The sequence below is a fragment of the Mycobacterium sp. genome, assembly GCF_035274705.1.
Classification (GTDB): domain Bacteria; phylum Actinomycetota; class Actinomycetes; order Mycobacteriales; family Mycobacteriaceae; genus Mycobacterium.
In genome coordinates this window covers 1-6,923 of sequence record NZ_DATENY010000145.1, presented here as the reverse complement: position 1 = coordinate 6,923, position 6,923 = coordinate 1, and the positions used below count along the sequence as shown (strand labels likewise).

6 protein-coding genes are annotated in these 6,923 nt (G+C 63.3%); 4 read left to right on the top strand and 2 right to left on the bottom strand.

All coding sequences use genetic code 11. From position 1 onward, the window contains the following. A partial coding sequence (locus VJV41_RS28785) for an adenylate/guanylate cyclase domain-containing protein (RefSeq protein ID WP_325339639.1) occupies nt 1-950 on the bottom strand: 950 nt, incomplete at its 3' end. A 754-nt stretch (nt 951-1,704) separates the two neighbouring features. On the opposite strand from VJV41_RS28785, the gene VJV41_RS28780 reads away from it, so the two are divergent. Next, on the top strand, nt 1,705-3,747 hold the full coding sequence (locus VJV41_RS28780) for a cellulase family glycosylhydrolase (RefSeq protein ID WP_325339637.1): 2,043 nt from the start codon (nt 1,705-1,707) through the stop codon (nt 3,745-3,747). Here the strand turns inward: VJV41_RS28780 and VJV41_RS29045 are convergent. Then, the gene (locus VJV41_RS29045) at nt 3,744-3,947 is read right to left on the bottom strand and encodes a helix-turn-helix domain-containing protein (protein ID WP_414685080.1); all 204 of its coding nucleotides are present in this window, start codon (nt 3,945-3,947) and stop codon (nt 3,744-3,746) included. The two genes, VJV41_RS28780 and VJV41_RS29045, sit on opposite strands and share 4 nt — an antisense overlap. Nucleotides 3,948-4,197: 250 nt before the next feature. On the opposite strand from VJV41_RS29045, the gene VJV41_RS28775 reads away from it, so the two are divergent. The 3 genes from VJV41_RS28775 (at nt 4,198) to VJV41_RS28765 (ending at nt 6,921) form a co-directional block, all read left to right on the top strand. Continuing rightward, nucleotides 4,198-4,353 (top strand): hypothetical protein, encoded by a 156-nt coding sequence (locus VJV41_RS28775; RefSeq protein WP_325339635.1) that lies wholly within the window; start codon nt 4,198-4,200, stop codon nt 4,351-4,353. A gap of 210 nt (nt 4,354-4,563) precedes the next feature. Next, nucleotides 4,564-5,283 carry a hypothetical protein gene (locus VJV41_RS28770; protein WP_325339633.1) on the top strand — a complete coding sequence of 240 codons (720 nt, stop codon included), beginning with the start codon at nt 4,564-4,566 and terminating at the stop codon, nt 5,281-5,283. A 1,020-nt stretch (nt 5,284-6,303) separates the two neighbouring features. Beyond that, nucleotides 6,304-6,921: a hypothetical protein gene (locus VJV41_RS28765; protein ID WP_325339631.1), complete on the top strand. Its 618-nt coding sequence runs from the start codon at nt 6,304-6,306 to the stop codon at nt 6,919-6,921. The last annotated feature ends 2 nt before the right edge of the window (nt 6,922-6,923 follow it).

The following is a 6,923-nucleotide window of genomic DNA, read 5'->3' as shown; positions in this document are numbered from 1 at the left end:
TCCGCCATGTCGAGGGCAAGGCACGCGAGCGCCTCGACGTGGTCTGGTCGCGGCTGAGGTACGCCGCTGACCACCATGTAGGAGTCGCCGCTCGTCTTGACCTTTTCCAGCCCGTGCCTGTCGACCAAGGCGTCGAGGTCGGTGTAGAGGCCGTCGAGAAAGCGCACCAGGTCGCTCGGTGTGGTGTCGCTGGCACGCTGGGTATAGCCGGCGATGTCGGCGAACAGGATTGAGGCGTCGTCGTACTTGTCGGCAATGATGTTGCGCGACGGATCTTTCAGTCGTTCGGCGATGGCCTCGGGCAGGATATTGGTCAACAACCTTTCGGACCGGTCGTACTCCGCCTCCATCGCTTGTCGCGCGCGGGCGATTTCACGCAGCGCGTACCACACCACCGCGACGACCATGATCCAGGCCGTGGTCACGGTCAGGATGAAACCCAACCTGAAGGCCCAATCGGGCTGCACGCCGGTGTTGTTCGGGACGTTGAGTTCGAGCCAGATGACCGTCGCGGCCCCGAGAGCGGCCAACGCCGAAGTCAGCACGATGTAGTCGATGCCGAGGGTAAGCACCAGCAGAGTTGCCGCCACCAGGAAATAGAACTGCAGTCCCGAGCCGGTGCCGAGGTTCCAGCAGACGACGGTGATCGACGCGTAGGCGGTGAAGAAGAACACCAGGGGCGCGACGAGGTCACCGAACCGGTAGAGCAAGGGAGTCAGCAGAAAAATGACGCCGCTGGCGAGGTTGACGTGCGGAATCCACCACACGTCAACCCCGACGATCAGTCCCTGGATGCCGAAGAAGACGCTGACGGCGGCGGCGATGCGCGTCGTCACGGTGAGGACGCGTAGGTGACGGGCCAGTCTTTCGGCATGGTGGCGGGTGCGTGCCGGTATCCGGCTCTCGATCGCCAGCTCGGGTACACAGATGGGTCGCATCTTGACCACCATGGGCAAAGCCTATCGCCGGGGCATCCGCCGACCTGGGCTTTTGCGATCCTTTGGGGGAGGGGACGGGCTTGCTTTTGCTTAGAAATTCCGGTAGGGCGACCGCCGCGCGAACGGCGGTTTGCGGGCTATAGAACCACACCTTTCTGCAGTGCATAACCGAGGCATCCGCATCCGGTCGAACCCGCGAGGAACTTCGGGTCCGTTCGTCACGTGACGTAGGCGGCTATGGGGCCACAGGCCGGCGGCCTTTAGGGACGCTAATCACTCCGTAGAAAGGCACACGCCGGACGCGGCATTGGCAGGATTGTGGATGGCGTCGCGAACCGGACGGGCGCAGAAGTTGCTTCGGCTCGGGAGGCTAAATGCGCAGGCAATGCGGTTCGCAGCAAAGCGTGCCGTAATTGCGTAGTGACCGCGCCGTGATTACCTGCATATTCCCAGTAGTGGGACACTTCTCTCGCCGGTTCTCGCCACGATCCGACCATGGGTATCTTCTTTGCTGGATTTGTGTATTTGTGCGCGCACTTTGAACGGCCTTAGCCCGGATCGGCGGCAGGCGCGGAGATGTCTTGACTCGTCACCTTTTTCAGACTAAAAGTTCTTTTTGAGTAAGTACGCAATTCTCTTCCTAATCCGCTAATTTGAGTCGACACAACTTGCGGAAGTCCCCGCCCGAGTTCTGAAATCAGGAGTGGCTATGAGGCGTTTCGTGGGTCGCCGTCTGCGGCGCTATGCGATAACAACTGTGATTGCCGTGGCGCCGATAGCCATCATGTGTCTATACGTCACCAATTTGCTTGTGCCGACGTCCCCGCTACCGAGGCCGGCGAGCTATGCGTTCGTCCCGACGGCAGTCATCGACTCGTCCAACAACACTATCGGCGTCGCCGATTCCGACGTCTGGGGCGCGACGACCGGGGACGGCCAGATCGACTACGCCGAGATCGACAAACACCTCGACGAGCTGAAGACGTTGGGTGTCGACACGGTTCGGGTGCTCATCCCGTGGTCGGGCAACGAGCCGGTGGCGCCGGGGACGTTGCCGCCTGACTGGGAGGCCAGTTTCTGGGCGCGGTCGGATTACATCGTCAATGCGGCCGCCGATCGCGGCATGGCCGTTCTCGGCGTGCTGAACTCCACTCCCGCCTGGGGCGCCGATCCGAACCAGGGCGGCTGGGGCGCCGGGGCCGCTCCAGATCCGACGAAGTTCGCCGAGTACGCCGCGACCGTCGCGCAGCGCTATCTCGGAAAGGTGTCTGCGTACGAAGTGTGGAACGAGCCGAACGCGATCCCATACTGGACGCCGCAGCCGGATCCCGCCTCCTACACCGAGGTGTTGAAGGCCGCCTACTCGGCAATCAAGACAGCAGACCCGAACGCGTTGGTCGTCGCCGGCGTGCTCGGCGCAGTCGTCAACTTCGGCAATCTCACAATGGACCCGCGGGATTACGTCGAGCAGATGTATGCGAACGGCGCCAAGGGTTTTTTCGACGCGTTGTCGTTCCACCCGTACCAGTACACGACGAAGTTCTCGGAGGGCACGCTGACTCCGGACAAGCCGTGGAATGCCGATTCCCCACTGGAACAGCTGATCGCCATGCGGCAGTTGATGATCGACAACGGCGATGAGGCATTGAAGATCTGGGCCACCGAATACGGTCTGCCGACCGCAGGCGTCAACGGAGTCACTGAACAACAGCAGGCCGACTTCATCAAGGACTTCCTGGACTCGTGGCACGACCTGTCGTACACCGGCCCGGCGTTCATCTATACGACGGTCGACCGCATGGACGGCACTGAAGACGGCTCGTTCGGCATCTTCACCAAGGACGAGGCGGGCAACTGGGTGCCGAAGCTGGCCGCACAGATCATCAAGGACGCAATCGCCGCGCGTCAGGCGACCCAGAATCCGCCGGACCTCGGGGCCGCGATCGCTCAGGCACTGACGCAGCTGTATCAGCAGCTGGCCCACGTGGTCCAGAGCTTTGTCAACGTGGTCGCTCAGGCCTTGGCGAACTTCTTCGCGAGCATCTTCAACCCGACGTCGACAGTCGCCACAGCGCTGTCCCTGCCCGCCGACACGCAGGCCGCGGTAGCCGAGGGGACCACCGCGGCCGCGCGGGTGGCGGCATCGATGACGGCCGACAGCGCCGAGAAAACATCGGCCACGACGGAGAAGTCGGGGTTGGCCGGCGCGGCAGTCACGGAGGCGTCGACTGCCGAAGTGGCTGCGGCCAAAGCGGTTTCGACCGCCGAGGTCACGCCGACTGAGGCGACGACCACCGCGCCGACGACGACCGCGACGGAGACAGCCACAGAGACGACGGCAACAGACGCGACCGCGACAGGCGCCGCCGCTGGCAAGGCTTCCGCCGCCGCCGCCACCGCGACCGCTACGGAGACGGCCACCGCACCGACATCGACGGGCACTAGCACCGGAGTTCCAGCCGATGAACCCAAGCCGTCCACCGAGACCAAGCCGTCGAGTGATGCGACGGCGTCCGAGCCGAAGTCGGCCGACGAGCCGAAGGCGAGCACGCCGGGCCGCAAGGAGTCCGAGGACGGGTCGAAGGGCGACGACGCCAAGAAGGACGCCGACCATAAGCCCGGCGACGACAAAAAGGACACAAACGGTGCCAACCCGGGCGGACGGCACGCGGAAGGCAACGTCAAAAACGGCACGTCGGTCAACGACATCAAGGCCAAGCTTGGCCACGAGACCGCCAAGACCGCGACCGACAGCGAGGGCGCAGCCGCATCTGCCGCGTCGTCGTCCGCCTCGTCCAGTACGTCCTAACCGTCCGACATCCTGGCGGCGTCGCGAGCCCGCAGCGCGAGCCACAGCTGGTGGCGGTCGTGTGCGGAATCCATGCGCCGGCCGGTAAGTCGCTCGATTGCGTCGATGCGGTTGCGCATGGTGTGGCGATGTACCCGAAGGGCGCGCGCGGCGGAGCTCCAGTGCCCGTTGTGTTCGAGGAATGCGGTGAGCCCGCGCAGTTAATTCGCCGGTCCGATCTGTCGCATCCAGGGGGCCGAGCGCCGCGGCGGCGTAGGCGTTAAGGGCCTGCGGGCCAACGGTGTTCAGCAGGAGTCGGCTGCCGGCGATCTCCAACGTTCGAAGCACACCCGGCAGGTCGCTGTCGGCTCCCGGTCGCAGCGCTGACTGTCGCCTACGACATCCTCGTCGGCGGACTGCGCGTGCCGATCCTGGGTGGGCTGGTGTGCCGTCGCGGCCATCGCCACTTTGGTGACGATCATCTATGTGGGCGATATCTTCGCCAACGAGCCGATCTATGTCGTCGGCAGTCTGACCATTGAGCTCACCGATCCCGAGGTCTTGGCGGAATGGGATCGCCGCAGCCGCGGACAGGACGTGTCGGCGGCACCCGTCGAGGTCGCCTAGCCCGTAGCTGCGTTTGCCAACACGTGAGCACCTCTCTCGTCCGGCAAGACGGGCGGCGTGCTCTCAGGTCGGTGGACAGCGCGCCCCCGGTGGGTGATTCGTCCGTACCGTAAATTAGCCGGCGAGACATTGACGACCACATCTAGCAAAGTCTGTGCGACAATGATCGCTGTGCGCCGGTCGGGAGTACGTCGAGCAGCAATCAGCTGCATGATCGCTTACACGGCCATGGTTGTCGGGCCGGGTATTGTCGGCAGCGCAATATCTTCAGCCGACGGTCTGTTCGGTATTGACGTCCTCGACATCTTTTGTCACAACCGGAAGAAATGCGACAAGCGCGATTCCGGACTGGATCTCCCGCAGGCGCGCAGCAATCAAGTAGCAGGTATCAACATGGTTCCCCAAAGCGTTGCCGGCAACGGTGATGGCGGAGAACCTCGCAGTAGCGGCAGCACGGCCAGGGCCTCGAACCTTCCGCCCGTACCCACCGCGCCGAGCGCCCGCAGCGTCGTGATCCGGGCCGAGCCTCCGGCGTCTGCACCCGTCGGCGTAGCACCGGAGCCCGTTGGCGTGCCGCCAGTGATCGCGGTGCCGCTCGTCGCGCCGGTGGCTCCTCCCGAGGGTCTGCCGTCGGTCCCCGGCCCCGCGCCGGCGGCTCCAATACCGGTGATTTCGCAACCGCCGGCAGGGCAGCCGGGCATCCAACCGCTGCCGACGGTCGTAGTGAATGCGCCAGGGGTGCCAGAGGCGTTCCGCGTGGGATACCCCGATGTCCTGAGGACCGCCGATCTGGAGGCCCTGATCATCGCGACCGTGCCTGGTGTCAGCGGCATGGTGGCCTTGACGGCGGCCGGCGCAATGCTGGGTTACCGCCAGGCCAGGGCCGCGCAAGCGATTCGAACGACGGCCATCGCCCGGTTCATGCGGTAGCTCACAGAGTGTTCCTCGCGGGTTCTTGTGAACCCGCTCAGTCGCTTGTGCCCTCGGTGAGACTCGAACTCACACTGTCTGGGTTTTGAATCTTTTTAGCTGGCGCTTTGTAGCTTTGCTGATTCGCACGCGGCATCGAATGTGACCTGTTCAGGTGGGTGATTGCTAGTTGCTGTTGGGTGCCCTTGGGTCGGGGCGTGCGTACGATCTGCGTACGGCGAATCCGCCTAGACGTTCCTGGCAATGATCTTCAACATCCCGAGCGGTCTTCGAGCGCGCGCACCACTCAACGTGTCATCGAACCGTTCGTGGACTGGGCGACGAAGGCCAGCGCAGCAACGCGCATCCGCTTCACCACCGACGGTCTCGTGACCAACGTGAACGCCGTGAGCTCGCGTTCGGCACGGAGGCCGACCACGCCCAGGTCCACTGAATCGCGCAAGCCTCGAAGACCCAGAAGGCCGGCGCCGGGACAGTCCCGCCGTATGCCCTTTTGGGGTCGACCAGGGTGGCGCAAGGCCAAGCCCGACCTGCGGATGGCGCCGACGTCTTAGGCGGAGCGCCAGAACCTCAGTATCCGGATCGGCACGTGACGATTCGCGAGCTCATCAACGCTGCCATTCGGGCGGGCCCGTGCGTCCGGTGGCAAAACGCTCGACGGCGCGTTCACACCGATGATCAACTTCTTCGCTTACCTAAACAAATCGAATGTACAAGTCTGCATATCCATATTCATGTGTAGTCAGTTCGCACGACATGTGCTATACACGCAGTTCAAAGACGCTTTCTGTGACAGCAACAGGAAAAACGACAGGTAGGAACTGCGGGTTCCATGTGCGGCATTCAACCCTTGCGCTCGGTGCCGCGCCTCGGTCACGGAGCGTGGAACAGAGTCTTCCGACAAAATCGACCTATTAATCGAACGCATAGGCGATGATCGCTTGACAGGTCGAATGTCATGTGTACCCTCGCTCATGAGGTTGTCATTTTGGTGACATGGATCGAGCAGAAGAGGTCGAAATGACTGGACCCGACGACGCGAACGGCGACGAAATCCGGGCGGCCGCCGCGGCTGCACTTGCAGATTGTGATGCGCTAGGTGCGGAAGGTGAGGACCGCAGCATCATCTTGAAGCACGTGTTGCAAGTGCGCCTACCAATCCGCGGCAGCGATGCGACCCTGGGCGCGGTGCCCGCGCTTGTTCAGCGGCAGCCCGGTACTCCGCACCCGGTTGACCTGGACGACGGGGACGTGCTTGGAAAGATTGCGGCAGCCCTAAAGCTGGATCGGGACGTGCTGGAACTTGTGTACGCCGTGAAGGATGGCGAGCCGGAATTGGTGTTGGCCGCGAGGCGTCTTGCCTCAAACAAGGCCCAGGCGGCTCGTCAACTCGCTCAGTTGATTTCGGTCGCCCGCCAGGCAGCGGGACTCGAAGAATGGACTTCGACCGCTCCAATTCGCAAGGTAGTGACCGACTACGGCAAGCTGGATAGCGGCAACTTCGCAGCGACGATCCAGCAGATGGACAAGGTGGCGGTCCTTCGCGGGAAGGGACAGTCGCGCGAGGTCAAGATCACGAGACCGGGCATGGAGGCGACAGCCGACCTCATCAAGTCTTTGGTGGGTAACGAAGCGTGACT

What these genes read in the sequence shown, in the direction of transcription:
- VJV41_RS28770 (WP_325339633.1), top strand. Translation starts at nt 4,564, where the DNA reads ATGATCGCTTACACGGCCATGGTTGTCGGGCCGGGTATTGTCGGCAGC.
- VJV41_RS28765 (WP_325339631.1), top strand. Translation starts at nt 6,304, where the DNA reads ATGACTGGACCCGACGACGCGAACGGCGACGAAATCCGGGCGGCCGCC.